The 25,168-nt window shown below is 65.8% G+C and carries 21 protein-coding genes and 1 tRNA gene; 12 read left to right on the top strand and 10 right to left on the bottom strand.

What is annotated here, in order from left to right:
- Nucleotides 1-77: 77 nt before the first annotated feature.
- A complete protein-coding gene (gene purD / locus J5251_RS20130) occupies nt 78-1,388 on the top strand; it encodes a phosphoribosylamine--glycine ligase (RefSeq protein ID WP_139004543.1) in 1,311 nt (436 codons plus the stop codon).
- Nucleotides 1,385-2,341 carry a phosphoribosylaminoimidazolesuccinocarboxamide synthase gene (locus tag J5251_RS20125; protein ID WP_139004544.1) on the top strand — a complete coding sequence of 319 codons (957 nt, stop codon included), beginning with the start codon at nt 1,385-1,387 and terminating at the stop codon, nt 2,339-2,341. The genes purD and J5251_RS20125 overlap by 4 nt, the downstream gene beginning before the upstream one ends.
- Here the strand turns inward: J5251_RS20125 and J5251_RS20120 are convergent.
- From J5251_RS20120 to J5251_RS20100, 5 genes are all read right to left on the bottom strand, one after another.
- On the bottom strand, nt 2,319-2,996 hold the full coding sequence (locus J5251_RS20120; protein WP_139004545.1) for a hypothetical protein: 678 nt from the start codon (nt 2,994-2,996) through the stop codon (nt 2,319-2,321). The genes J5251_RS20125 and J5251_RS20120 overlap by 23 nt on opposite strands.
- A 60-nt stretch (nt 2,997-3,056) precedes the next feature.
- Nucleotides 3,057-4,214, bottom strand: coding sequence for an FAD-dependent monooxygenase (locus tag J5251_RS20115; protein ID WP_139004546.1), 1,158 nt, complete (start codon nt 4,212-4,214; stop codon nt 3,057-3,059).
- Between the two features lie 102 nt (nt 4,215-4,316).
- A tRNA-Pro gene (locus J5251_RS20110) sits at nt 4,317-4,390 on the bottom strand.
- A 150-nt stretch (nt 4,391-4,540) separates the two neighbouring features.
- The gene (locus tag J5251_RS20105) at nt 4,541-5,485 is read right to left on the bottom strand and encodes a metallophosphoesterase (protein WP_208574894.1); all 945 of its coding nucleotides are present in this window, start codon (nt 5,483-5,485) and stop codon (nt 4,541-4,543) included.
- 2 nt (nt 5,486-5,487) lie between these two features.
- On the bottom strand, nt 5,488-7,758 hold the full coding sequence (locus tag J5251_RS20100) for a transglycosylase domain-containing protein (protein ID WP_240792988.1): 2,271 nt from the start codon (nt 7,756-7,758) through the stop codon (nt 5,488-5,490).
- A gap of 36 nt (nt 7,759-7,794) precedes the next feature.
- Here J5251_RS20100 and J5251_RS20095 point away from each other — a divergent pair, with 36 nt between their 5' ends.
- The 3 genes from J5251_RS20095 to J5251_RS20085 are packed head-to-tail and all read left to right on the top strand — an operon-like array spanning nt 7,795 to nt 9,365.
- The gene (locus J5251_RS20095) at nt 7,795-7,950 is read left to right on the top strand and encodes a DUF4177 domain-containing protein (RefSeq protein WP_074701091.1); all 156 of its coding nucleotides are present in this window, start codon (nt 7,795-7,797) and stop codon (nt 7,948-7,950) included.
- Nucleotide 7,951: 1 nt separating this feature from the next.
- Nucleotides 7,952-8,446: a RidA family protein gene (locus tag J5251_RS20090; protein ID WP_139004548.1), complete on the top strand. Its 495-nt coding sequence runs from the start codon at nt 7,952-7,954 to the stop codon at nt 8,444-8,446.
- Nucleotides 8,430-9,365: an NUDIX hydrolase gene (locus J5251_RS20085; RefSeq protein WP_139004549.1), complete on the top strand. Its 936-nt coding sequence runs from the start codon at nt 8,430-8,432 to the stop codon at nt 9,363-9,365. The genes J5251_RS20090 and J5251_RS20085 overlap by 17 nt, the downstream gene beginning before the upstream one ends.
- 96 nt (nt 9,366-9,461) lie before the next feature.
- Here J5251_RS20085 and J5251_RS20080 read toward each other — a convergent pair whose 3' ends face one another.
- Nucleotides 9,462-10,139, bottom strand: a complete 678-nt coding sequence (locus J5251_RS20080; protein WP_074701094.1) for a Crp/Fnr family transcriptional regulator — start codon at nt 10,137-10,139, stop codon at nt 9,462-9,464.
- Nucleotides 10,140-10,397: 258 nt separating this feature from the next.
- On the opposite strand from J5251_RS20080, the gene J5251_RS20075 reads away from it, so the two are divergent.
- Entirely contained in the window at nt 10,398-11,585 is a 1,188-nt protein-coding gene (locus J5251_RS20075) for a MarP family serine protease (RefSeq protein ID WP_139004550.1), read from the top strand.
- A gap of 28 nt (nt 11,586-11,613) precedes the next feature.
- Here the strand turns inward: J5251_RS20075 and J5251_RS20070 are convergent, their stop codons facing one another.
- The 3 genes from J5251_RS20070 to acs all read right to left on the bottom strand — a co-directional run bounded on the left by J5251_RS20070 (nt 11,614) and on the right by acs (nt 15,197).
- Nucleotides 11,614-12,579 carry a DUF2332 domain-containing protein gene (locus J5251_RS20070; RefSeq protein ID WP_244250736.1) on the bottom strand — a complete coding sequence of 322 codons (966 nt, stop codon included), beginning with the start codon at nt 12,577-12,579 and terminating at the stop codon, nt 11,614-11,616.
- 53 nt (nt 12,580-12,632) lie between these two features.
- On the bottom strand, nt 12,633-13,091 hold the full coding sequence (gene aroQ, locus J5251_RS20065) for a type II 3-dehydroquinate dehydratase (RefSeq protein WP_139004552.1): 459 nt from the start codon (nt 13,089-13,091) through the stop codon (nt 12,633-12,635).
- A gap of 132 nt (nt 13,092-13,223) precedes the next feature.
- Nucleotides 13,224-15,197, bottom strand: coding sequence for an acetate--CoA ligase (gene acs, locus J5251_RS20060; RefSeq protein ID WP_208574892.1), 1,974 nt, complete (start codon nt 15,195-15,197; stop codon nt 13,224-13,226).
- 275 nt (nt 15,198-15,472) lie between these two features.
- Between acs and J5251_RS20055 the strand changes: the two genes are divergently transcribed.
- The 3 genes from J5251_RS20055 to J5251_RS20045 are packed head-to-tail and all read left to right on the top strand — an operon-like array spanning nt 15,473 to nt 18,676.
- Complete coding sequence (locus tag J5251_RS20055; RefSeq protein WP_208574891.1) at nt 15,473-17,146, top strand: hypothetical protein; 1,674 nt, start codon at nt 15,473-15,475, stop codon at nt 17,144-17,146.
- Between the two features lie 13 nt (nt 17,147-17,159).
- Nucleotides 17,160-17,960, top strand: a complete 801-nt coding sequence (gene nth, locus J5251_RS20050) for an endonuclease III (RefSeq protein WP_244250735.1) — start codon at nt 17,160-17,162, stop codon at nt 17,958-17,960.
- Entirely contained in the window at nt 17,957-18,676 is a 720-nt protein-coding gene (locus J5251_RS20045) for an NUDIX hydrolase (protein ID WP_208574890.1), read from the top strand. The genes nth and J5251_RS20045 overlap by 4 nt, the downstream gene beginning before the upstream one ends.
- Nucleotides 18,677-20,192: 1,516 nt before the next feature.
- Here the strand turns inward: J5251_RS20045 and J5251_RS20040 are convergent.
- Complete coding sequence (locus tag J5251_RS20040; RefSeq protein ID WP_208574889.1) at nt 20,193-21,902, bottom strand: bifunctional 3'-5' exonuclease/DNA polymerase; 1,710 nt, start codon at nt 21,900-21,902, stop codon at nt 20,193-20,195.
- 175 nt (nt 21,903-22,077) lie between these two features.
- Here J5251_RS20040 and ssd point away from each other — a divergent pair, with 175 nt between their 5' ends.
- From ssd to J5251_RS20025, 3 genes are read left to right on the top strand one after another with little or no spacing between them, the layout of a single operon-like run.
- The gene (gene ssd, locus J5251_RS20035) at nt 22,078-23,172 is read left to right on the top strand and encodes a septum site-determining protein Ssd (RefSeq protein WP_208574888.1); all 1,095 of its coding nucleotides are present in this window, start codon (nt 22,078-22,080) and stop codon (nt 23,170-23,172) included.
- 2 nt (nt 23,173-23,174) lie between these two features.
- Entirely contained in the window at nt 23,175-24,386 is a 1,212-nt protein-coding gene (locus tag J5251_RS20030; RefSeq protein WP_208574887.1) for a TadA family conjugal transfer-associated ATPase, read from the top strand.
- Entirely contained in the window at nt 24,383-25,168 is a 786-nt protein-coding gene (locus J5251_RS20025) for a type II secretion system F family protein (protein ID WP_208574886.1), read from the top strand. Before J5251_RS20030 ends, J5251_RS20025 begins: the two co-directional genes overlap by 4 nt.

Below are 25,168 nucleotides of genomic sequence, written 5' to 3'. Positions count from 1 at the left end.
CCCTAAGTCTAGGTGGCGGCATAGGTTGGCTGAAACAACTTCGGGCAGCGCGCTCCCGCCCAGTACGCTTAGACGTTGTGAAGGTACTTGTGATTGGCCCCGGCGGCCGCGAGCACGCAATTGTCCGAGCCCTGCTGACCGACCCCTACGTGACCGAGGTGCATGCAGCGCCCGGAAACGCGGGCATCGCGCAGATAGTGCCCACCTACGACATTGACGCCAATGACGCGGCAGCAGTGCTGGCGCTCGCGCAGCGGCTGGAGTCGGACCTGGTGGTTATCGGGCCGGAAGCCCCGCTCGCGGCGGGCGTGGCGGATCCGCTGCGCGAAGCGGGCATCGCGGTCTTCGGGCCGAGTAAGGAAGCGGCCCGGCTTGAAGGCTCCAAGGCCTTCGCCAAGCAGATCATGGCCGCGGCCAACGTGCCGACGGCGATGGCCAGGGTGGCCGTCAATGCGGAGGAAGCCGCCGCTGCGCTGGACACCTTCGGCGCTCCCTATGTCGTTAAGGACGACGGTCTGGCCGCAGGCAAGGGCGTGGTAGTCACCGAGGACCGCGACGAGGCGCTGGCCCACGCCCAGTCCTGCTTCGACGCGGGCGGGGAAGTGGTGATCGAGGAATACCTGGATGGCCCGGAGGTCTCCCTCTTTGTGATTTCCGACGGCGAGCGGGCCGTTCCGCTGGTGCCGGCCCAGGACTTCAAACGGATTTACGACGGCGACCAAGGCCCGAACACCGGCGGCATGGGCGCCTACACGCCGCTGGAGTGGCTGCCGCGGGGCTTCGTTGACGAGGTCATGGAGCGCGTGGCGATGCCGACGATCACCGAGATGGCCAACCGCGGCACGCCCTTTGTCGGCGTCCTGTTCTGCGGGCTGGCCGTAACCAGCCGCGGCCTGCGCGTGATCGAATTCAACGCACGCTTCGGTGACCCCGAGACCCAGGCAGTGCTCGCGCGGCTGCGCACTCCGCTGGGCGGGCTGCTGCTCGCCGCAGCCAAGGGCGAGCTGGACCCGTCCGAACAGCTGAACTGGTCCAAGCGCAGTGCCGTGACCGTGGTTGTCGCTTCGGAGAACTACCCGGGCAAACCCCGGACGGGTGACCGGATCCGCGGCCTGAAGAAGGCCAACGCCCTCGAGGACGTACACGTAATCCACGCAGGCACCGCGCTGGATGAGCACCGCAAGGTAGTCAGCGCCGGCGGGCGGGTGCTCGCCGTCGTTGCCCTGGGTGAAGACCTGGTGGAGGCGAGGGAAAAAGCTTACGACGCGGTGGAACTGATCCATCTGGACGGTTCGCAGTACCGTACCGACATTGGGCTGAAGGCGGCCAACGGTGAGATCGTCCTGCCCGGCCAGCGAAACGAAACAGCAGCAAAGGATCTGGCATGAATTTCAACCCCGAACACCTGGAGCTGCCCGGCTGGACGCACGTGTACTCCGGCAAGGTGCGCGACCTGTATATTCCGGCGCAACCCGCCGAGGGCTCCGCGCAGTCCAACAATAAGTCTGCGGCGCGGCACCGGTTGCCGGATCCGATGGATGATGCGCAGACGGTGCTGGTAGTGGCGAGCGACCGGATCAGCGCGTATGACCATGTGCTGAGTACGCCGATTCCGGATAAGGGACGGGTCCTGACCCAGCTGAGCCTGTGGTGGTTCGAGCAGCTTCAGGGCGTGGCCAACCACGTAGTGTCCACCGATGTCCCCGAGGCCGTTGCCGGCCGCGCGATGGTCTGCAAGAAGCTGGACATGTTCCCGGTGGAGTGCATCGCCCGCGGCTACCTCACCGGTTCCGGCCTGGCGGAGTACCGCGAGTCCCGCACGGTGTGCGCCATCCCGCTGCCCGAGGGACTGGTAGACGGTTCCCGTCTGGAGCCGGCTATCTTCACGCCCTCGGCGAAGGCCGAAGTGGGCGAACACGACGAGAACATTACGTACGACGCCGTGGTGTCCATGGTGGGCGACGATATCGCCGCGCAGCTGAGCAAGAAGACGCTGGAGATCTACCGCCGCGCCGAGGAGATCGCCCGTGAACGGGGCATCATCCTGGCCGATACCAAGGTGGAGTTCGGAATGGATCCGGAAACCGGGGAAATCACCCTGGGCGACGAGGTCCTGACACCGGATTCCTCCCGCTTCTGGGACGCGGCCACTTATGCCCCGGGGCAGGCCCAGCCGTCCTTCGACAAGCAGTTTGTCCGGGACTGGCTCACCTCGGAGGAATCCGGCTGGGACAAGGCATCGGATACGCCGCCTCCGGCCCTGCCGGAGGAGATCGTGGAGAAGACCCGGGCCCGCTATGTAGAGGCGTACGAGCGGCTCACCGGCCGGCAGTTCTCCTGACCACAGGCATGACGCGGCCGGCAAGGCCGGGTTCGCTGACGGGGCGGTCAACCATGTGTGCCGCCTCGTCAGCCGCCACTCCCGCCGCCCGTTCGGCGGCGGCGAGCAGCCGCCCGAATTCGGTGACGGCTCCGGCATAGGCCGCCAGTTCCTCGCTGCCTCGGCTGTATCCGCCCGTTCGGTACTGCCCTGGGCCAGGCCGCAGCAGTTCGGCGCGCCGCATCCCGCGCAGCATGGCAGCAGTTGCAGGGTTGGCCGCATCGCTCAGGGCCGGGGCAGCGGCCGCGGCGGCTGGATCCAGCTCGTACTGCAGCCACCGCTTGAGCAGCGCATCGTGCTGCGCGGCCAAAGGCGCTGCCGCATTCGAACCAGCGGCCGGGCCGCCCGCGAGCCATCGGCGGCGCAGGTGCAGGCCTCCCGGAACCAGCGTCAACAGCAGCAGCGCCATCAGGACTGATGCCGCGGTGGCGCTGAGGGCCGAGGCCAGAAAGACGAGCGTCAGGGCACAGGAGAGGCCGCCAAAGGCGTACCAGAAGGTATTGTCCAGGTCATCCGGACGGTCGATTCCACGCCCGGCAGCCCAAGTGGTCGCCGCGATAATGGCGACGACGGCCAGGCCTGCGAGCAGCAGTTGACCGTAGTCCGTGAGGTTCATGGCCGGGACCTCCTAACTGCGTAGCCCTTTATGCCATTGCAGTACGGACCCGCAGGTAAGTCAATGCCCCTCGTAGCCGACCACGGCATCGAGACGGCGGAGCCGCAGGGCCTTGGGCAGCAGCCGCATGGTGGTATTGCGCGCCTTCCGCAGCGGCGCGGAGTCCAATTGGGCCAAACGCGCCATGCTGCGTGAGCGTTCCACTATCTCATTGGCCCGCGGCGCCCGTATCGATTCGTATTCCACCAAACCGTCCGCAATGGAATCCTTGCCCGCCAACGCATCTGCCAGCGCGACGGCGTCTTCCAAGGCCTGGCAGGCGCCTTGTCCCAAGAAGGGAAGCATGGGATGGGCCGCATCGCCGACCAGCGTGGCCGAACGCCCGGACCAGACCGGCTCCGGCTTCCGGTCAAAGAGCTCGTGCGCAATGATGGCGCTTTCCTCGGTCTTCACCAGTACGGACTCGATACCCGGGTGCCAATGGGCGAAGTTCTCGATCGCCGTCATCTTCCACCCGTCCTGGCCGGCGCCTACCAGCTCTTCGTTTGGCGCAGTGGCATACCAGTAAATACGGTTCCCGGAGAGGGGAGTGGCACCGAAAACGCCGCCGTCTCCCCACATTTCGCCCCACGGGACGGAGTCGAGGTCCAAGCCCGCCGCGTCGCAGACGCCGCGGAAGGCAGTGGTCCCTGAGCTGCGTGGTTTGTCCCGGCCGATCAAGGCGGGGCGGACCACCGAGTAGAGCCCTTCCGCCCCGACCACCAGTTCGGCGCTCTGCCGGCCGCCGTTGTCGAGTTCGACAGTACTTCTGGGAAAGCCGGGTTGGAAGCCGACGGCGTTGAGGCCCAGGTGCACCGTGTTGACGGCCAGCGGCTTGGCCAGAATGGCGGTGAGGTCCGCCCGGTGGATCATCTGGATGGGCAGACCGTAGCGGCGCCGGACATCCAGCTGCTCCAGCAGCATGATCGGGTTGCCATCCATGTCCAGCACGTCGCCGCGGACCGGAACGGCGGCCGCCAGCACCTCGTCCAGGACGCCGAGCCGTTCCAATGCGGCCAGGGCATTGGGCCAGAGTGACAGGCCGGTGCCCGAAGGCGACAGAGTGCCGGAGCGTTCCAGTACGTGGACCTTCCAGTCCGTGTTCTGCAAGGCCAAGGCGGTGGCCAGCCCGCCGATTCCGGCTCCGATGATGATTGCCTTGCGCTCAGTTGCACCCATGCAACCAATACTTTGGGTATTTGGCCGAAAGATCAAGCTGGCAAGAAGAAAGGCCCCCGGCCTGGCATTGCTGCCGGCCGGAGGCCTTTCCTGCTGGTTTCGTCGGGGTGACAGGATTTGAACCTGCGACCTCGTCGTCCCGAACGACGCGCGCTACCAAGCTGCGCCACACCCCGAAACCTTTGCTCCGCCGTCGTTGTCCACAGCAGCAAAAGCAACTGTTCAAGAATAGCGGAGAAAGGGCCGAAAGCTGAAATCGAGGCCCCGGTGACGCTGGACACACCGCTTGAGGCCGTTCCTCTTCACCTGGACTGATCCCGGAATCGTCAGGGGGAGCGGGGCGTGAGGGTCAACAGAACCGCTTCGGGGCGGCAGGCAAAGCGCACCGGGGCCATGCGGGACGTGCCCAGCCCGGCGGAGACGTTCAACGGCACGCTGCGGCCCGCGTGCTCCCAGTAAGTCAGGCCTTTGGCCCGCCACGTGGGCAGGTCGCAGTTGCTCACGAGGGCGCCGTAGCCCGGGATGCAGACCTGTCCGCCGTGGGTATGGCCGGCCAGGATGAGGTCGGGATCGTCGGCGGTGAAGTAGTCCAGCACCCGCTGGTACGGGGCATGCGCCACGGCGATGCGCACATGATCTGCCGCCGCAGAGGTCGAGGAACCGTGCGGATAGCCCGTGTACCGGTCGCGCTCCAGGTGCGGGTCATCGACGCCGGTAAAGTCCAGCCGGAGCCCGTGGAGCACCATGGATTGGTGGCGGTTGGTCAGATCCATCCAGCCCGAGGTGCTGAAGGTGGCGTGCATGTGGCGCCAGGGCAGCTCCCGGTCCGCGTAGTCCTTGGGCTGGTCGGACGGGCCAGCGAAGTAGCCGAAGGGGTTCTTCAGCACCGGCGCATAGTAATCGTTGGAGCCCGGGACAAAGACGCCGGGGAACTCGCGCAGGGGCGCGAGGGCTTCGAGTAGCGGTTCTACGGCCTGCCGGTGACTGAGGTTGTCCCCGGTGTTGACTACCAGATCCGGCTCCAGGGAAGCAAGAGAATGCAGCCACTGCCGCTTGCGCTTCTGGCCGGGAGTCATGTGGATATCCGAAAGATGCAGGATCCTCAGCGGACGGCGCCCGGGCGGCAGAATGGCAAGGGTTTCTTCACGGACGCCAAAGAGGTTGCGTTCAATCAGGCTGCCGTAGGCAAATGCGGCACTGCCGGCCACCGTGACACCAAGTGCCACGCGGCCGGCAGTACGAAGCTGCTTGCGCAGGCGTTCAGCGTCCATGGCTAGTCGTCATCATTTCCGCCGCCATTACCATTGCCGTTTCCGCCGTTGCCGCGGCCATTGTTGCCGTTGCCGCGGTCGTCGGAGCCGCCGTCGTTATTTGATCCGCCGTTGCCCGAACCGCCGCCGTTGCCCGAACCGCCTCCGCTGTTCTGGGACTGCGACGGCTGGGACTGCGACGGGTTCACGATGCTGTTCGGCGGATTCTCAAACGCATTCGTCTCGTAGAGCGGTGCAACTTCCATCATGTATTCGGTCCACTGGGCACCGGCGATGGTAGCGCCATCGACGTAATCGCGGGTCACGCCGTTGATGGGAACGTTGTTGAGCGAATCGTACGAGGTCCAGTTACCCACCCACGATGCGGTGGCGAGGCCGGTGGTGTAGCCGACAGTCCAGGTCTGCTCCGACACGTCCGTGGTACCGGTCTTGGCAGCGGCCGGGAAGCCCATGGGCCGCATGTAGCCGGGGCTGTCCGACACGAGGTTCTCAAGCGGAATAGTCACGGCGTTGGCAACATCCTTGGAGATGGCCCGCTTGCACGATTCCTTCGGCACTTCGTATTCCTTGCCCTGCGCATCCTTGACCGACTCCAGCGCGATGGGCTTGCAGTAGATACCGCCGCTGGCGAACGTAGCGAAGGATGCCGCCATCGTAATCGGCGCGACTTCCTGGCCGCCGATCACGAAGGACGGGTTGTTGACCTCGAACGGCTCGCCGTCGACGGCGCGGTGCACTCCCATCCGGGTGGCCGCATCGCGGATGTCGCAGAGGTCCAGGATGGCGGCCTGCGCGGCGGTGGCGGAGTTGATCGACTTGGTCAGGCCTTCGCTGACTGTCATGGTCCGCTCCCAGCCGGAGATAGCGTTCTTGAAGTCCCACTCCCCGAACCAGGCGCCGGCGGGCAGGCAGCTGGCTTTCCAGTCGTAGCCGGCCGGATACTTGGTCCGGCTGGCGTCGATCCGATCGTTCAGTTTGCGGCCGGACTCCAGCCACGCCACGGTAGTGAACGGCTTCATGGTCGAGCCGGGCTGGAACCCGTAGGCGGTGCCGCCCATGTCCGCGTCCACATTGAAGTTCAGTTCAGTGTTCTCTGCGCCCTGCTCCGGATTGTAATTGGTGTTCTGTGCCATCGACAGGATCTTGCCGGTACCGGGCTCCACGCTCACCATGGACGAACCGGCTCCCGACTCATCGCCCATGGGAACCTGCTCTTCAACGTTTTTCTGGGCGGACTTCTGCAGGCGGGAATCCAGGGTGGTCTTGATGTTCAGGCCACCGCGGGCCAGCAGTTTGGAGCGTTCCGTGGCGTCGGCGCCGAAGGCGTCCGACTGCATGATGACGTGCTGGACGTAGCTGCAGAAGTAGTCGGCGAAATTCGCAGCGACACAGCCCGAACGAACCGGCTGCAGGTCGATCCCCAGGTCCGACGCGACCGCCTTGTCATACTCTTCCTGCGTGATTTTCTGATTGCTCAGCATTGCGGCAAGCACCGTGTTGCGGCGCTCGGTTGTCGCTTCCGGATTCGATACCGGGTTGAAGTAGTTGGGGGACTGGACCATGCCGGCGAGCATGGCGGACTGCGCGATGTTCAGTTTGGCCGCCGGCACGCCGAAGAACGTCTGGGCCGCGGCTTCGATGCCATAGGTCGTGCCGCTGAAGAGCACGATGTTCAGGTAGCCCTGCAGGATCTCTTCCTTGGAGTATTCCTTTTCGACGGCGATGGCGAGCTTTGCCTCGCGCAATTTGTCGCCGATGGACTTGGTGCCGCTGATGGTCAGCTCGTCGGCGCTCTTGCCGGCGGAAGCGCCGGCGTCGATAAGCACGTTGTTCACGTACTGCATGGTCAGAGTAGAGGCACCCTGCAGGTCGCCTCCGGCCATATTGCTCATGGCTGCCCGCATGATGCCTTGCGGATCCACGCCGCCATGCTCGTAGTAGCGCGCATCTTCGATGGAGATGATGGCGTTCTGCATGTGCTCAGAGACCTTGTCCAGCGTCACGGGGACCCGGTTCTCGGCGTAGAAGGTGGCAATCAGCTTGCCGTCCGCCGAGTAAATCTTGGAGGGCTGGGAGAGCGGGCTGGTCTGCAGCTCATCCGGCAGCTGGTCGAAATAGTCGATGGACGAGGTCGCCCCCACACCGGCTACGGCCGCTGCGGGCACCAGCAATCCGGCAGCGAGCACGCCGCAGAGCGCACTGATGCCAAGGAACGCCATGATTTTGCCCAGCGTTGTAGCAGTGTCAAAAAAAGGGGATTTACGAGCCGCCATGGGCTCTAGTTTACAAGCACGCGTTACGGTTGACTTATGACCAAATGGGAATACGCCACAGTTCCGCTCATTATCCACGCCACGAAGCAGATCCTGGACCAATGGGGAGAGGACGGCTGGGAGCTCGTGCAGGTAGTTCCCGGACCCGATTCCACCAATCTCGTTGCCTACCTGAAGAGGGAGAAGCAGTAACATGACGCAGCCGCAGCAGTCCCGCATTTCCGCTGTAGAAGAGCGCCTGGCTGAACTTGGCCTGACCCTGCCCGAGGTGGTCGCTCCCGTAGCCGCCTACGTACCCGCCGTCGTGTCCGGCGACTATGTCTACACCTCCGGCCAGCTGCCGATGGTTAACGGTGAACTGGCAGCCAAGGGCAAAGTGGGCAACGTCTCTGGTTCCGTCTCGGCCGAGCAGGCCAAAGAGCTCGCTGCCACTTGCGCCATCAATGCACTGGCTGCCGTCAAGAGCGTCATCGGCGACCTGGACCGTGTCACACGGATCGTCAAGGTAGTCGGGTTCGTTGCCTCGGAGACGGACTTCACCGGCCAGCCGGCTGTCATCAACGGCGCTTCCGAGCTGCTGGGCAAGGTTTTCGGCGAGGCAGGCGCACATGCCCGTTCCGCCGTCGGCGTTGCCGTTCTGCCGCTCGACTCTCCGGTTGAGGTGGAACTGATTGCCGAGTTCAGCTAGTCCGCTTCGGCAGACCAAGCGCCTGTTCCGGCTTCCCCCGGACCAGCTGGAGGCCGCCCGCAGCTGGTTCGAGCATGGCGAGCGCACGCCGCGCAAACCGCGGTACGCGTCGTCCGTTGTCCTGATCCGCGACAGCCCGGAGGGTACCCAGACTTACCTTGGGTACCGCTCCGGCAGCTCACCGCTGGGCGCCATCGCGTTCCCCGGGGGAAGCATCGATGATGAGGCGGACTTCGAGCCGGTGCCGTGGTACGGGCCGTCTGCGGCCAAATGGGCCCAGCTAATGGGCCTGGACGATCATCAGCATGCCCGGGCCCTTGTGATGGCCGCCATCAGGGAACTGTTCGAAGAGAGCGGCATCCTGCTGGCCGGTCAGGACGAGTCATCCCTGGTCGAGGGCGGCGACAGCGAGGAATGGATGCGCGCCCGCCTCGCGGTCGCCGAGCAGGAAAAGAGCTTTCCGCAGCTGCTGGACCGCTGGGGGCTGGGGCTGCGCACCGATCTGTTGAAGCCGCTCTCGCGCTGGCTCAGCCCGGACTTCGCCCACCGCCGGTTCGACACAAGGTACTTCGCAGCGGCACAGCCGGTCAGCCAGCAGCCGAGCCTGCTGGCTGGCAAGGGTGTCTGGGCGTCCTGGGTCTGCGCAGCCAAAGTGATTGCCGAGCGGAACACCTCCGCGCTCGGGGATCTGGCAGACCAGGAAGACACCCGCGGGCTGAACCTCAGCGAGGTCTCCTCACCTGCGGTGGAAACGATTCTCGAAAAGATAGCTTCCGCCCGTGGTTGCATTGCCTATCTGTCCCACAAACGGCCGCTTCGCGTCTACCATCCGGAACTGGTTTTGGTGGAGGGCGAGCCGATGCTCGAAGTCGAAACCCTCACCGCACCCGAAGGCGGTTCCCTGCAGCGCGGACGATAGAGTTTTTTCGCAGTAGAAATAACAACGGCGACGGTCACCTTGGAAGGTGACCGTCGCCGTCGTTATTTGTCCGCTTTACCCGGTTTTGAAAAGCGTTTAGCGCGAGCGCTGGCGGAGCCGCTGGATGTCGAGAATGACCACCGCGCGGGCTTCCAGGCGCAGCCAGCCGCGCTGGACGAACTCGGCGAGGGCCTTGTTGACGGTTTCACGCGAAGCGCCGACCAGCTGGGCCAGCTCTTCCTGGGTCAGCTCGTGGGCCACCAGGACACCGTCCGTGGCCGGACGGCCGAAGCGGTCGGCGAGGTCCAGCAGGGCCTTGGCCACGCGGCCGGGAACGTCCGAGAAGACCAGATCGGCCAGCGAGTCATTGGTGCGGCGCAGGCGGCGTGCCAGTGCCTGCAGCAGCTGGGCGGAGACCTCGGGGCGGGTTTCGAGCAGGCCGCGGAGGTTTTCGTTCTTCAGCCCGGCCAGGCGGGTCTCGGATACCGCGGTTGCCGAGGTGCTGCGGGGGCTCGGATCGAAGAGTGCCATTTCGCCGAAGAGCTCGCCCGGGCCGAGGATGGCCACCAGGTTTTCGCGGCCGTCGGCAGCGGTGCGGCCGAGCTTGATCTTGCCGGAGACGATGAAATACAGCTGGTCGCCCTGGTCTCCTTCACGGAACACTGAGGCGCCGCGGGAAAGATCCACTTCGGTCAGCTCGTCGGTCAGTGCGGCAAACACATCATCGTCGAGGGAAGCGAAAAGCGGTGCGCGGCGTAGTATCTCAATGTCCATGGAGTCTCCTGTTTCAGTCTTGCGGCGGTCAGCCGGCTGCTCGTCAGCTAGGCACTGCCTTCCATTTTGCCGTATGTAAAGCACTTGTGACATCTTCCACAGGCGCGTTTCGCTTAGGGATGAGGAAAATGGTGGTCACTGCAATGGGAAGGCAGCGTTGTCTGAGGTGCCGTAGCGCAGAACGTCGCTGTGGCCCGGCATATTCCCAGCCTCGGATACTAGACTAATGCCTAAACTTCCGGCCCCGATGGAGACAGCTTGCTTTTTGGCTTGACGATCCTGGACATTGTCCTGATCCTGATCCTGCTCGCCTACCTAGTTGGGGGGCTGCGCAAAGGCTTCCTGGTAACGCTGGGAGGCATCGTCGGGTTTGTCCTTGGCGCCATCGCCGCATTCCTGTCGGTTCCGTTTGTGAGCATGTGGGTGCCGGACCCCGGTTGGCGCCTGACCGCGATCATCGGCGTCGCGGTCCTGCTGGTGATCCTGGGCCACGCCATGGGCTCTGGCATCGGCCGTGCAATCCGGCGAAGGCTCGACTTTCCCCCGGTGAGACCGGTGGACCGGCTGCTGGGCGGAGCTGCCAACGTGGCCGTCGCGGCGCTGGTGATGTCGATGCTGGCATTCAGCATCAGCGCCCTGGGTGTGCCGTTTGTCTCGCAGCAGATTGCCGGTTCGAAAGTCATCCAGACCATCGACTCACTCACGCCGGCCCCGGTAAAGTCATTGCTGGCGCAGGCCCGCTCCATCGCCGTGCAGGACGGCATTCCCCAGGTGATCGACGGCGTGGCGCCGGCCGACCCGGTGCCGGTTCCGGACGCCGGCGCGGATACAGCCGCATTGAATGAGGCCGCCGGGTCCGTGGTGAAGATCGCCGGAACCGCATTCCAGTGCGGGCAGAACCAGACCGGCTCGGGATTCGTGATCGCGCCGGACCGCGTGATGACCAACGCCCATGTGGTTGCGTCGGTGAACGAGCCCGTTGTGGAGATACCTGACGGCCGGGTCCTGCCGGGCCGCGTGGTGCATTTCGATCCGGTTCACGATATCGCCGTGCTTGCCGTGGAAGGCCTGGACGTGCGCCCGCTGCCGGTAGGGGAGGAGCTGGCCGACGGTACGCTCGCCGCCTTCCAGGGCTACCCGGCCGGCGGCCCGTTCCAGAGCCAGCCCGCCACGGTTCAGGGGCTGTCCACCGTGCTCGTGCAGAATATCTATGGCGCCGACCCGGAGGAGCTGGAGGTCTACACCCTGGCCGCCGACGTGGAGCAGGGGAACTCCGGCGGCCCGCTGCTGGACCAGGGCGGGCGCATCGCCGGTCTCGTTTTCGCCAAAGCCACCGATGACGTGCCGGTCGGCTACGCGCTGTCCTTGGATGAAATCCGGCCGGTTATCGACAACGCCATGGTCTACCAGGAGACGGTTTCCGCCGGGCAGTGCATCCGGAAGTAGCGCCAGGCCCCCGAGCTTCGGGGCGGTGCTAGAGCCAGTCCAGCGACTGGCCGTGCGGGCCGGTGAGCGCAACCGCATGGCCGTTGTGCCGGAGCACGAACCTGCCGCGCACATGGTCGGCGTCGATGCCTTCGGGCGCGTCGCCGGGCTGCGGCAGCACCTGCACGCCTTCGTTGGACAGCCAGTGCACGCCAAACTCCCGCACCGTCTGCGCGAACTTCCGCCGTGCGGGCGGAGCCAGGTAGGCCAGCACCGCTGAATGAAGTACGACGACGGCCGCTTCCGTCGGTGCCTCGGCAACCACTTCCGCGAGGCGCTGGTTAAGATCGCCGGCGACCAGCCGCGGGGGATCCTGCCGGGCCATCTGCAGGGCCGCCCGCAGCCGCCGCCGGAACTCCTGTTCCGGCCAGATCAGCGCCTGGAGCCACGCGACATCGTCGTTGTTTGTGCTGTCCAATGGATTCAAGTCGATGCCGGCCCGCCAGCTGATTGTCGGCGGCTCGGCCGGAAGCGGTGCAGATCCGGTCATGGCACAGGGCAGCACCGGCGCGTCCGGGGCAGAGGCCGGCCCCGCAAGGATCGGGCCGCCGTTGTACTGGTAGCGGTAGCGGTCCGGAAACAGCACCAGTCCGGCGGAGGCGCCGACCTCCAGCAGTGCCAGCGGTTTGCCTTCGGCCGCGGCGATGCCGGCCAGCGAGGGCAGGAAGACGGCGCAGCGGCCTGGTTCGTTGGTCTGCGTGGAGCGGGTCAGGATGACCTGGCGTACCTTCGGCCAGCGGGAGAGCACGAACCGCCGGAATTCCGCATAGGGGGTGATTCCGGCGCCGGCGAACCTGGCCGCGGCGAGGACAAGGTTCGGCTGGCGCTTGGCGTACGGCAGCGCGTCGATCAGGGCCAGTAGCTGCGGATCCTCGCTGATGGCCAGCGACCACTCCGCATAGCAGTCGGACTGCCCGCGGGCCTCAAACAGGCCGAAATTCCGGTACCAATCCACCGTGTTTGACTGCGTCCCCGGGTCTGCGCCGCCGCCCGTGTCCATCGGTCCGGCTAGAGGGTTTCGGCGAGCAGGTCGATCGCGAACTTGTAGCCGCTGATGCCCGCGCCGGCAATGACGGCCTGGGCAATACCGGAGATGTAGGAGTGGTGGCGGAACTCCTCGCGGCGGTGGATGTTGCTGATATGCACTTCCACCACGGGAAGCTCGACGCCGGAGAGCGCGTCCCGTAGTGCCACGGAGGTGTGGGTGTAGGCGCCGGGGTTGATCACGATGCCGGCTGCGGTGCCGCGGGCGCCGTGGATGGCGTCGATGAGTTCGCCCTCATGGTTGGACTGGAAGCAGGTGGTCCCCAGTCCGTGGGCCTTGGCTGTCTGCGCGGCGAGCTGCTCTACGTCTGCCAGTGTGGCCGAGCCGTAGATGGCCGGTTCCCTGGTCCCCAGCAGGTTCAGATTGGGGCCGTTGAGGACCAGGATTGTCTTGTCTGCCGTCCCGGCGGGTTGCGAAGTCATGGCTTAACTATGCCTCAGCGGCGGATGCGTCCCCGAGCCACGTTACGGCCTCCGGGCGGGGCTTGCCCCGAAACAAAGGACGGCCGCCGGCAGGATGTCCTGCCGGCGGCCCTCCTTCCGGTGCAGAAGGTGTCAGCCCTTGAGCGAGGAGGTGATCTGCTGCATCACGGTGTTGTCCGCCAGGGTGCTGGCGTCGCCGGTTTCGCGGCCTTCGGCGATGTCCTTGAGCAGGCGGCGCATGATCTTGCCGGAGCGGGTCTTGGGCAGTTCCGGCACCACCAGGATCTGGCGCGGCTTGGCGATCGGTCCGATCTCCTTGCCGACGTGGTTGCGCAGGGTGGTGACGATTTCCGGGTCTTCGACGGCGTTGCCGCGCAGGATCACGAACGCCACCACTGCTTCACCCGTGGTCTCATCGGCCGCACCGACGACGGCGGCCTCGGCGACCGAGGGATGGCTCACCAGGGCGGATTCGATCTCCGTGGTGGACAGGCGGTGCCCGGAGACGTTCATGACGTCGTCGACGCGGCCGAGGAGCCAGAAGTCGCCGTCGTCGTCCTTCTTGGCGCCGTCGCCGGCGAAGTACATGTTGTCGAAGCGGGACCAGTAGGTCTCCTTGTAGCGCTCCGGATCGCCCCAGATGCCGCGGAGCATGGCCGGCCACGGCTCGCGGATGACCAGGTAGCCGCCATGGCCGTTCGGCACCGACTGGCCCATCTCGTCGACGACGTCGACGGCGATGCCGGGCACCGGAGTCTGCGCCGAACCGGGCTTGGTTTCGGTGATGCCGGGCATCGGGGCAATCATGTGCGCGCCGGTCTCGGTCTGCCACCAGGTGTCCACGATCGGGGCCTTGTCCCCGCCGATCACGCGGCGGTACCACATCCAGGCTTCCGGGTTGATCGGCTCGCCCACGGAGCCCAGGACCCGGATGGAGGACAGGTCGAACTTCGCCGGAATGTCCTCGCCCCACTTCATCATGGTGCGGATCGCCGTGGGGGCGGTGTACATGATGGACACCTTGTACTTCTCCACCAGTTCCCACCAGCGGCCCTGGTGCGGAGTGTCCGGCGTGCCCTCGTACATCAGCTGGGTGGCGCCGTTGATCAGCGGCGCGTAGGTCACGTACGTATGGCCGGTGACCCAGCCGATATCCGCGGTGCACCAGTACACATCGGTCTCGGCGTGCAGGTCGAAGGTGGCCTTGTGCGTGAAGGCGCTCTGTGCCAGGTACCCGCCGGTGGTGTGCAGGATGCCCTTGGGCTTGCCCGTGGTGCCGGAGGTGTACAGGATGAACAACGGATGCTCGGCGTCATGCGGCACCGGGGTATGGTCCGCGGACGCGGATTCCACCACGTCGTGCCACCAGAGGTCGCGGCCCTCGTGCCAGTCCACCGGCTCGCCGTTGCGCTTGACGACGACGACGCTGCTGACGGAATGACCCTTTGCTTCCAGGGCGGAGTCCACCGCCGGCTTCAGCGGGCTGGGCTTGCCGCGGCGGTACGTGCCGTCCGAGGTCACCACGAGCTTGGCCTCGGCATCGTCGATACGGCTGCGCAGGGCGTCCGCGGAGAAGCCCCCGAAAACCACCGAGTGGACCGCGCCGATGCGCGCGCAGGCGAGCATGGTAATGACTGCCTCCGGGATCATCGGCAGGTACACCGCGACCCGGTCGCCCTTGGCCACCCCGAGGGACTCAAACGCGTTGGCCGCCTTCTTGACCTCGTCGGTCAACTGGGCATAGGTGTAGGTGCGGGAGTCGCCGGGCTCGCCCTCGAAGTAGATGGCCACCCGGTCCCCGAGCCCGTTCTCCACGTGCCGGTCCAAGGCGTTGTACGCCGCGTTGAGCGTGCCGCCGACAAACCACTTGGCAAACGGCGCATCCGACCAGTCCAGGGTCTGGGTGAAGTCTTCGTTCCACGACAACAGTTCCCGTGCCTGCTTGGCCCAGAAGGCTTGATGATCGGCGTCGGCCTCTTCATAGATGCCGGGCTTGACCACCGCGTTCGCAGCGAATTCCTCGCTGGGCGCGAACTTCCGGTTCTCCTGCAGCAGGTTTTCCAGGGCATCGCTCGTGGCGTGCTGGGTTCCGTTGGCTTCAGACATAAGAAGGCCTTTCGTGGTGTTGCGGCTGTGCGTGGCACATCCCGAAGGGCGGGGGCCACTCGTGCTGATCATCACATTAGTCCCTGCCTCTGAACATCGTGGCACGAGTCACAGTCTCGGATGTAAAAGGACGTAATTCTGCGGTGAGCGGCAATAAAGGGTGTCGAACGGCTCCTTCGGACACCGCGATTCGGCTAGTGATGGCTTCTTTCCTTGACTACGCTGAGACCAGTGCAAGCTCTGCCTAGGCCTGCTTTGGCCGCGACGATCGGAGAATGACTATGACGGATCATGCAGTAACCGCTTCGGACGGCGTCAGCGAGGCAGTGGCCGGGCCGTTCACGGTGCGGGACGTGGCCGTGGCACTGTCCGTGGTGCTGCTGTTTCTGGCATCAGTGCTGCCCACCGCCGTCATTCAGGGAATTGGGCTGAACCAGTGGAATTCCTCCAACCTTTTCCGTCTCGGTCTGAGCATCCTGCTGCCGGCTATGGTGCTGGTGCTGTTCATCATCCGTCGGCTGGCACCCAAGACAAAGCTGCGGATCGGATCCCTGTCCGTGGACCAGTTCGCCTCGGTGGTGGCCTCGTTTACTACCGGTTATTTCTTCCTGACGCTGGTCAGCGCGTTTAGCCTTAGCGCCACGATCGGCTTCATTGGCAGTCTCGGTCTGCTCGCCGCGACCGTTTGTGCACGCTGGATTCCGCAGTTCCGGGCCGATTTTGCCGGTCGGCTTGAAACTCCCGCGCATCCGATTGCCCGGGATGCGGTTCCTGCCCGGGCCAAAGCCCCCAAACCGGTCACGGCAGAAGCCGCGCCGGGGCAGCAGCACGCACCGAATGGCTCGGCAGTAAAGGCGGGCGCGGCAGGATCTACCTCGGCGGGGGCGAAGGCCACCAACTCAACGGGGTTCGGTAAGAACAGCGCAGCAGGTGCAACCGGTGCCGCGTCGGGTGCGGCCGCCGGCCTGTCCGGCCCCGGCACCCACGGAGCATTAGCAACGGCATCCAGCACAGGGGCCGGTGCTGCAGGCAGGGATAAGGGAGCTCGTGAGCAGGGCCGTTCCGTTGTGACGTCGCAAGGCCGCTCGCATGCCAACGGGCATACAGAGGCCTCGAGCGAGGCGGCGAGGGCCGGTTCCGCCGCCGATTTCGCGGCGCCGGCAGGAACAGGCGCCGCGGGCGTGGCCGGTGTGGCCGCTGCAGCGGAAGCGGGCAAGACAGACCCGAAGAAGGAAACTCTGTCCGCGCGCAACGGGAAGGCAGCCGGCGACGAGGATCTCACCGCCCCCGGCGCCGCCGATGGCGAGGCAGTGGGCATTCCGATGTCCGATGACGAAGTGACAGTTGCAGCCGACGCCAAGCAGTCGGCCAAGGAGTCGAGTGCAGCTGCTTCGGCCCGGGCAGCGAAGGATGCGGCCCGGCCGCAGGACCGCGGGGAAGTGACCGAGGCAGACAGCATTGCCGGGGCGGGATCCAGAGGGCCGGATGCTGGCAAGGAGCAGCCCGGTGCTGGGGTAGCTGCTTCCGTCGAATCCACCGGCGAGCAGACGAGCGCATCACAGACTGCTCCTGCCGCCCAGACAGTCGAGACCAGACGACCCGAAGACCGGACTGAAGATCGGTTCGAGTCCGAAATGCCGAAAACTGCGGCCATGGGTTCGGTAGCGGGCGCCAGCACCGAAGGGACCAGGCTTGACGCCGCTGAACCGATCAGCGCCACCCGGGAACACGTCGAGGAATCCGACGAGGAGGTCACTTATGAAGCCTTCTGGTTCGCTGTCGGCCGTACTCGGCCGACATACGACGAAAACACCGGTGAAGTAGCCTTCATGCTGGAACCGGGCGCCTGGATACTGGCGTTGCAGGACCGCGGGGACGAGTTCCTTGTCCAGCACACCGACGGCCGGGTTGGTGTGCTGAGGGACCTCACCAACATTGAACGCGCATAAGGGTCAACGGGCCGTGGGACGAACCAAGATCAGTCCGGATGAGTCCCCGCTGGCGCTCAAACGCCGTGCGCGCCGCATCAACAAGATACTGGCCGAGCAGTACCCCTACGCGGTTGCGGAACTGGATTTCCGCAACCCTTTTGAACTGCTCATCGCCACGGTGCTCTCGGCCCAGACGACTGACGTCCGGATCAACGCCACGACGCCCGCGTTGTTCGCCCGTTATCCGGACGCCCGGGCCATGGCCGAAGCCGATGAAGCCGAGCTGCAGGAGATGCTCCGGCCCACCGGGTTTTTCCGGGCCAAGACGGCCAGTGTACTGGCGTTGTCCAACCGGATCGTGGACGAGTTCGACGGCGAGGTCCCCGGCCGGCTGGAGGACCTGGTTACGCTACCGGGCGTGGGGAGGAAAACGGCAAACGTGGTGCTGGCCAATGCCTTCGGCGTTCCCGGCATCAGCGTGGACACCCACTTCGGCCGGCTGGCCCGCCGTTTCGGCTGGACCGATGCCACCGACGCGGTCAAAGTCGAGTTCGATGTTGCAGAGCTTTTCGAACCCAAAGACTGGACGATGGTCTCGCACCGCGTTATTTTTCATGGCCGGCGGATTTGCCATGCGCGTAAGCCAGCCTGCGGGGTCTGCCCGGTAGCGGCGCTTTGTCCGTCCTTTGGGGAAGGTGAAGTCGACTCGGACAAGGCGGCCAAGCTGCTCAAATATGAACTTGCTCCCGGGCGCGAGGAGCTGCTGGCCAGGATGCGGGCCGGCGAGAGCCGTGCCGAACTACGCGCGGCCGGCTTTAAGCTGGACGCATGAGCGCGAAGTCCGACCTGCAGCAGCTTCTGAACGTTCCCATGGAAAAGCGGTTGTCCGTACGGGACCGTGAGGGCTGGTACAACGTCGAACTCGACGACGAGGAATCCCGGGCGGCAGCGGTCCTGCTGTTGTTCGGGGCGCTGGACAGCACACCCTCCCAATTTCATGAGTCGGCTGTCCCTGATGATCTGGACGTACTGTTCGTGGAACGTGCAGCCACCTTGTCCTCCCACCCCGGACAGGTGGCGTTTCCCGGCGGAGGAATCGATCCCGACGACGACGGGCCGATTGCCGCTGCCCTGCGTGAAGCAGTGGAAGAGACGGGGCTCGATGCCACTGGAGTGGAAGTTCTTGGCACGCTGCCGGAGATTCCCCTGTCGGTCAGCAACTTTCTGGTCACCCCCGTCGTTGCCTGGTGGTCTGCGCCATCGCCGGTAGCAGTGGTCGACTTCGCCGAGTCTGCGCAGGTCTTCCGGGTGCCGGTGGCCGACCTGCTGAACCCCGCCAACCGGCGGATGACAGTTGTCCAACGGGAAGGACAGGTCTTCAAAAGCCCTGGCTTCCTAGTCCATAACGTGGTCGTTTGGGGCTTCACCGCGATACTGCTAAGTCACCTTTTCGACGACCTGGGCTGGGCAATCCCTTGGGACCGGTCGCATGAGATCCCCGCCCCGTTGCGCCCGGTAGCTCCGGTTGATGACCCGTCCCAAGCTTGAACTTCAGCGGCGCCGGAAACCGGACACTGACTGGGTCCACCCGTGGTGGACCGGAGCGGTGGCGGAAGGAACCAAGCCAGCCCTCTTTCTCCCAGACCTTCATTGTGTTGTTCACGCGGGAATACCAGCCGTACGCGGAGTAGGCTCCGAGGACTGCCGGTGAGACGATGTCCGGATTGAGCATGCGAACCCCGGCGCGCCCGGCGACCGGGCGTACCTGATTCGCCACGATCCCTGCGGCGCCTCGGGCCTCTTTTCGCACAGCTCCCGTTAGTGCCCCTGTCAGCAACGCTTCCGGCCCGCTGGCGGCAACACTGAGCAGCCTGTCGCCGTGCTTGGCGGCAAAGCCTGCATGCTTGGCGGCAAAGCTGTGCGCAGCAGCTACCGGTGCGGACTGGAGCGCCGATCGGGCAAAGGTGCCCATGGCCGCCGCCTGCATGCCCAGCGGCCCGGCCTGCGAGCGCCGCGAAAGTTCAGTCGGCCTTCCGGCGCCCGCCAGTTGACGGACGATGTCCAAGGTGGTGTTAATCAGCGGTTTCACCTGGCTACGGAGCCTGCCCGTGGCCTCGAGGAAGGTCAACACGGCCTGGCCAACCCTGGAGGCGGCGAGACCGGTGGTAATGATGAGGCCGCCGCCGGCGGTCAGCCAGGCTGTGACTGCTCCCATCCCGATCAGCGCGGCGATTTGCAGGGCAAAGTCCCGGGCTTCCTGGATCAGCGTGGCATGTGCTTCCTCTACCGCGTTTGCGAGTTCGTCGCAGTCCCTCCCCAAGGCATCACATCCTTCGGCGACGGTCACGGCACTGCGGTACAGCTCCTCCTGATGCGACTCGAGCAGGGTGATGTCTGCTCCCCGCTGTCCGGCCAACGGGGCTGTGGTGGTGCGTAGGGTTTCGCTGCCGAGCGCCCGGAGATCTGCGCCAACCATCCGCCAAGCGCCAGCGGCGGTGCGCATGGCCTCGGCATCGCCCGAAGGCCACCTTTCACCGGCCGAGTCGGCGATGAACTGTCCGAACTCGGGAAGGACCGGGATCCTGCCGCCGACTGCAGAGACCGGCAGCTGCCGGCACAGGCCGGGCGCTGCCGGCTCCTGCGGCGCCGTGTAGGGGGCGTCCTTCCCGCTGGCCAGTTGCTCGGTAAAGCGGTAGAGCTCGGCCGCGGCCCGGGTATGGAATCCTGCGGACGCGTAGGCCGAGCCGAGCAGCTCAAGTGAGGTGAGGATCTGGATGGCGGCGGCGTCGTACGCCTGGCCCCATTCCATCGCTTCCGTCTCCCAGCCGGACATTCCTGCTGCCCCGGCAGTCCGCCCGACGGCGTCGATGCGCAAGTCAGCGACTCTGTCCGCGGAACCCACTGCAGCGGCAGCCGAGACGAGCATTGCCTCTGTATCGATGGTCAAGACTGCCACCAGCACCCCCTGTCAACGCCGGACCGGGCCGGCCGAACAACGCTGGTTCGAGCCTAGGGGGACTGCAGGAGCCAGTGCCATGCCGCTTCTGCCACTTGTGGATAACCGCTACTTCGCATCGGCGTAGGAATCCACCACGGCGATGCTGACGGCGAAGTCGATCGGAATCGGACCGAACATCAGCCGCGTAGCTTCCGCCGCCGACTCTTCAACCATCCGGCACACCAGCTGGATCTGGTCCGCGTTCGCATGCAGCATCACTTCGTCGTGCAGGAAGAACACCAGTTCCCCCACATAGGTGCCCTCCGCAGCAGCGGCGCGCAACCGCCGTCGTAATTCTGCGAGCCAGCACAAGGCCCATTCCGCAGCCGTGGACTGGACGATGAAATTACGCGTGAAGCGTCCCCGGGTGCGGGCGATGCTGTCCGCACGGCGCTGTTCCTCCGCCGTGGTGGTCCGCTGCGTTTGCAGCCAGCGTTCCGAGGGAGCGGCGCAGCTTCGCCCCAGATAGCTGCTGACGATGCCGCCGGCTTCGCCCGTCCGCGCGGCATGTTCGAGGATGCCAATGGCCCGAGGGTAGGTCCGGGTCAGCTGCGGCACCAGCCGGCCGGACTCGCCGGTAGTCGCGCCGTACATGGCGCCCAGCATGGCCACTTTCGCCTTGGCCCGATCGCCGCTGAAACCGACGTCGGCGATGCCTTGGTACAGGTCCTTACCCTTGGCTGCCGCCGCGAGCGCGGAGTCCTGGGCCAACGCGGCCAGTACCCGCGGCTCGAGCTGGGCGGCATCGGCCACCACCAGCTTGTAGCCGGGATCCGGGCGGGCGGCGTCGCGGATCTGTTGCGGAATCTGCAGCGCGCCGCCGCCGCGCGATGCCCAGCGGCCGGTCACCACCCCGCCCACAATATACTCGGGCCGGAACCGGCCGTTTCGCACCCAGGTATCCAGCCAGGTCCAGCCATTGGCCGAGTGCAGCCTCGAGAGCTTTTTGTATTCGAGCAGCGGGGCAATGGCCGGATGGTTGTGTTCCTGCAGTTCCCACGATCTGGTGCTTTTGACCTCGATCCCGGCACGGTGCAAGGCGCGCAGCAGCTCCTGGGCTGAGTCCGGATTGAAACGCGGGTTGTCCAGCAGCTCGCGCAGCCGGGCGGCGAGCCTCTCCAGCTCAATGGGCCGCTCGCCGTTGCGCGGACGCGGACCGAGGAATCCTGCCAGAATCTGCTCGTGGATGTCTTCGCGCCAAGGTACGCCGACGTATTCCATCTCGGCGGCGATGAGCGCGCCCGCGGATTCGGCGGCCACCAGCAGCTGGAGCCGTCCGCGCTCGGATGACGCGGCGACAGCAGCCAGCTGGTCCTGCAGCTCCTGGACCAACTCTTGCACGCTTCTACCGCTGGGCTGCGGCGAATCGAAGAGCGTGAACTGATCCGGCGAATCAGGAACGGGCAGGACCTGCCGGGGCAAGCCATCACGTTCGTCATCCGTCACAGCGGCCTGCCGCAAGGAACGGACATAATCGCTTCCCGGCACGAACTCGGATAGCGACAGGATGTTGCGGGTCAGGGTCAGATCGTGGCAACGATCCACGCTCGCTCCCGCCCTGAGCATCGGCAAGTAACTGCTCCGCGTCGTGTCCCAGACCCAACGGAAACGTTCTTGCTCGGCGCGGCGGACGGCGCCGGGAAGGTCCGCAAGATTTACGACGGCGGCTGGCCCGCTGGGTGCGCCCGTTGCGTCCGCGGGTTGGAGACAGAATGTCTGCCCGTCCGGCGAAGCAGCGCCAATGCCGGGCGCAGCAGGGGCAATGACCATGTACATGTCTCCAGTTTCTCCTGTTTCGCCAGCTTGCTCTGCCGGTCGGCTGTGAGATGCCCGCAGACTGCGGATGGGAGCTGTCCGCAGTCCTCCTCCACAGGCCCGAAAGGCTCTCGCAATTTGCACAATCCGGTGCGGGCAGGTGTCGGCGGCACGCAGGGACAGCCAGTCTCGGAACATGCAGGAGCAGATTTCAACAGTCCAGCCGTGGACACCGGAGCACGGCATGCCCGAGGTGCTGCTGGTCACCGAGTCCGCCAGATTGCGCGATGAAATCGCCAGGATCGCGGCCGCAGCCGGAGTGGGCCTGCGGATTGTGGCAGTGCAGGACCTGGGCCGGGTTCCGGACGGGAGTGTCCTGGTACTGGGGAGTGATGGAGCCTCCCGGCTGCCCCGGCAGGGAGCCGATGTCATTGTGGCCGGTTTCCCGGAGGAATCCGTATTGCTCTGGGAACAGGCCGCGATGGTTGCCGCCCACCAGGTGGCCGTGCTGCCGGAAGCGGCCGCATGGTTGGCAGAGTACTTGAGCAGGAACAGGCAGCGGGACGGCGCGGGGACCGTGGTGGCCGTGCTGGGCGCCACCGGCGGCATTGGCTGTTCCACGCTGGCCAGCTGGCTCGCCGCGGAGGCGGCGGCACAGGGAGTGTCTACCGTGTTGGTGGACACTGACCAGCTCGGTGGCGGGCTCGACCTCGGGCTGGTGCCCGAACCGCTGAGCGGGTTGCGCTGGCCGGATCTCGCCGGGGTGAAGGGAGCCGTCAACCCCGCCCAGCTGAGGGCTTCGTTGCCGGTCGTCAACGGATTCTCAGTGCTGTCCTGGGGAGGCGGCGCGTCCTCCTCGTCGGCATTGGACGTGCCGGCACCCGCCATCGGCGGAGTTATGGCTGCGGCGTCGGAAGGATTTTCGCTCGTGGTCATTGACGCCGGCCGGGTCCAGCAAGGGCTGGACCGCTGGCTGGATACCGCTGATCAAGCCCTGCTGTTGATGCCTTCCGGCACCCGTGGTGTTCTCGCAGCCCGGGCCGCGGCGGAAATCCTGCACCCGCTGACTGTCAGTGCGGTGGTCCGCGGGCCGTTGCCGGCGGGGCTGGACGAAGAGTTGGCGGCGGCTTCGGCCGGGCTTGAACTCGCAGCGTATGTTCCTCGGCTTCGCGGAATGGGGCTGGTGCAGGAAACCGGACGGCTGTTGGAAAGAGGCCAGAGCCGCAAGGTCCGGCGGGCGGTCAGAAGACTGGCGCAACAGATCATGCATCTTCCAGGCAAGGAGCGGTGACCATGGCCTTCTCAACTGGCTCCCGCGGCCGCCGTGCAGCAACCGGGCCTGTAGGGTCCCCGGTCAACCTGGCTCCGTTCCGGGACGCCGTGTTGTCCGATCCGTCGCCCGTCACGGGAGCCCGCGTGGCAGCGGCGGTACAGTCGAGCGGCCAGCTACTGGGCACCGACGGTGTGCTGGAGGCCGTAGAGAATCTGACGGCTGACCTGCGGGGTCTCGGGCCGCTGCAGCGGCTGGCCATGGAAGGGACAGTCACGGACATTCTGGTCAACGGGCCCTCGGAGGTGTGGACCGACGGGGAACGGGGTCTGGAGCGAAGCCAAATCACCTTCGACAACGATGCAGAGGTGCGTGCCTTGGCTACCCGGCTGGTGACCGCCGGTGGCCGCCGGCTCGACGACGGCAATCCATGCGTGGATGTGCGCCTCGACGGGTACCGTGTCCATGCGGTGCTTCCGCCTGTTTCGACCCAGGGAACGCTGCTGTCGATCCGCATCCGCAGGCCCCGCGTGTTTACCCTCGACGAACTGGTCGGGCCTTCATCCGGTTGGCTACCGTACCTCGAAGCAGTGGTGGCCCGGCGGCTGAACTTCCTGATCAGCGGTGCCACCGGATCGGGCAAGACCACGATGCTGTCCGCGCTGCTCGGGCTCTCCGCGTCCTTTGAACGGCTGGTATTGGTCGAGGACGCAGCCGAGCTCAATCCCGACCATCCGCACGTTGTCGGTCTGCAAAGCCGGCACAGCAATCTGGAAGGCAGCGGCAGCGTCGAGCTGGGCGAGCTGGTCCGCCAAGCCCTGCGGATGCGCCCGGACCGTCTGATTGTGGGGGAGTGCCGGGGCGCAGAGGTGCGCGAGTTCCTCGCTGCCATGAACACCGGTCATGCCGGGGCGGGCGGCACTGTGCACGCCAATTCAGCCGCCGGTGTACCGGCCAGGCTGGCGGCCATGGGAGCGCTCGCCGGTTTGGAACCCCAAGCGCTGGCACTGCAGGCCAGTACGGCCCTGGACGTGATCATTCATCTGGACCGCACAGCTGCCGGCAGGCAGATCACGGAGTTGGCGCTGCTGCGGGCCACGCCGACGGGAAGCCTCGGAACGGTGCCGGCACTGGCGGCCCGCGGCACCGTTATGGAATTCGGACCAGGCTGGCGGGAACTGGAGCCCAGATTGTTCGGGCCGGGAACAGGCCAGGCGGGAACAGCCGGATCATGACGGCGCTGCTGGTGATGCTGCTGTGCCTGGCCGCCATTGTGGTCTTGGGCAGCGGGAAACGTCGACTCGCTCGGATCAGTGCCGACTTGCTACGTCTGCCACAACCTCGCCGGCGTACAGGCAAAAGTGGCCGGGACAGCGCCGATGAACTGCCCATGTTCGTGCGGCAGGTGGCATCCTTGCTGCGCTCGGGACGTACTCCGGCCCAGATGTGGGCGGACATGCTCCGGGTTTACGGACCCGACGAGTTCCAAACGGATCCAGGACGGACTTCAACCGGGGCAGAGCGGCCGGACCGTTCTGGGGAGGGCCTCCCCGCGCTGCTTCTGCCTGGCATGCGGTCGGCCGGACAAGCGGCCGAGCTCGGATTAAGCGTCGGCTTCGCCCTGCGCCAGGCCAACGTACCCGGCGTCCGGACACGATCGCCGGCTGCTTCAATGGCACGGCGCATGTGGCAGGACATGGCTGCCTGTTGGGACGCTGCCGAACAGACCGGAGCCCCGCTGGCGGTCCTGCTGGAAAATTACGCCGGTCATTTGCAGCACACCCTGGACGGGGCAGCCGCCCGACGTACTGCATTGGCCGGCCCACGTGCCACGACCACGCTGCTGACATGGCTCCCGATCTTCGGCCTTGGCCTCGGTACTGCCATGGGTACCGATCCTCTTGGCATCCTCCTGGGAACCCCGGCGGGCTGGGCCATCCTCGTAGTGGGATTGGGGCTGCTGGCAGCGGGCCGGCTTTGGTCCCAGCATCTGGTGAGCCGCGCTGCAGACGGATAA

This window comes from Arthrobacter crystallopoietes, from assembly GCF_017603825.1.
In the GTDB taxonomy this organism is placed as follows: Bacteria; Actinomycetota; Actinomycetes; order Actinomycetales; family Micrococcaceae; genus Crystallibacter; species Crystallibacter crystallopoietes_B.
This window is presented reverse-complemented; position numbering and strand designations above follow the sequence as displayed.

What these genes read in the sequence shown, in the direction of transcription:
- J5251_RS20095 (WP_074701091.1), top strand. Translation starts at nt 7,795, where the DNA reads ATGACCAAATGGGAATACGCCACAGTTCCGCTCATTATCCACGCCACG.
- J5251_RS20040 (WP_208574889.1), bottom strand. Translation starts at nt 21,902, where the DNA reads ATGTACATGGTCATTGCCCCTGCTGCGCCCGGCATTGGCGCTGCTTCG.
- J5251_RS20080 (WP_074701094.1), bottom strand. Translation starts at nt 10,139, where the DNA reads ATGGACATTGAGATACTACGCCGCGCACCGCTTTTCGCTTCCCTCGAC.
- J5251_RS20105 (WP_208574894.1), bottom strand. Translation starts at nt 5,485, where the DNA reads ATGGACGCTGAACGCCTGCGCAAGCAGCTTCGTACTGCCGGCCGCGTG.
- J5251_RS20090 (WP_139004548.1), top strand. Translation starts at nt 7,952, where the DNA reads ATGACGCAGCCGCAGCAGTCCCGCATTTCCGCTGTAGAAGAGCGCCTG.
- acs (WP_208574892.1), bottom strand. Translation starts at nt 15,197, where the DNA reads ATGTCTGAAGCCAACGGAACCCAGCACGCCACGAGCGATGCCCTGGAA.
- J5251_RS20120 (WP_139004545.1), bottom strand. Translation starts at nt 2,996, where the DNA reads ATGAACCTCACGGACTACGGTCAACTGCTGCTCGCAGGCCTGGCCGTC.
- J5251_RS20125 (WP_139004544.1), top strand. Translation starts at nt 1,385, where the DNA reads ATGAATTTCAACCCCGAACACCTGGAGCTGCCCGGCTGGACGCACGTG.
- J5251_RS20030 (WP_208574887.1), top strand. Translation starts at nt 23,175, where the DNA reads ATGGCCTTCTCAACTGGCTCCCGCGGCCGCCGTGCAGCAACCGGGCCT.
- J5251_RS20115 (WP_139004546.1), bottom strand. Translation starts at nt 4,214, where the DNA reads ATGGGTGCAACTGAGCGCAAGGCAATCATCATCGGAGCCGGAATCGGC.
- J5251_RS20100 (WP_240792988.1), bottom strand. Translation starts at nt 7,758, where the DNA reads ATGGCGGCTCGTAAATCCCCTTTTTTTGACACTGCTACAACGCTGGGC.
- aroQ (WP_139004552.1), bottom strand. Translation starts at nt 13,091, where the DNA reads ATGACTTCGCAACCCGCCGGGACGGCAGACAAGACAATCCTGGTCCTC.
- J5251_RS20025 (WP_208574886.1), top strand. Translation starts at nt 24,383, where the DNA reads ATGACGGCGCTGCTGGTGATGCTGCTGTGCCTGGCCGCCATTGTGGTC.
- J5251_RS20045 (WP_208574890.1), top strand. Translation starts at nt 17,957, where the DNA reads ATGAGCGCGAAGTCCGACCTGCAGCAGCTTCTGAACGTTCCCATGGAA.
- ssd (WP_208574888.1), top strand. Translation starts at nt 22,078, where the DNA reads ATGCAGGAGCAGATTTCAACAGTCCAGCCGTGGACACCGGAGCACGGC.
- J5251_RS20055 (WP_208574891.1), top strand. Translation starts at nt 15,473, where the DNA reads ATGACTATGACGGATCATGCAGTAACCGCTTCGGACGGCGTCAGCGAG.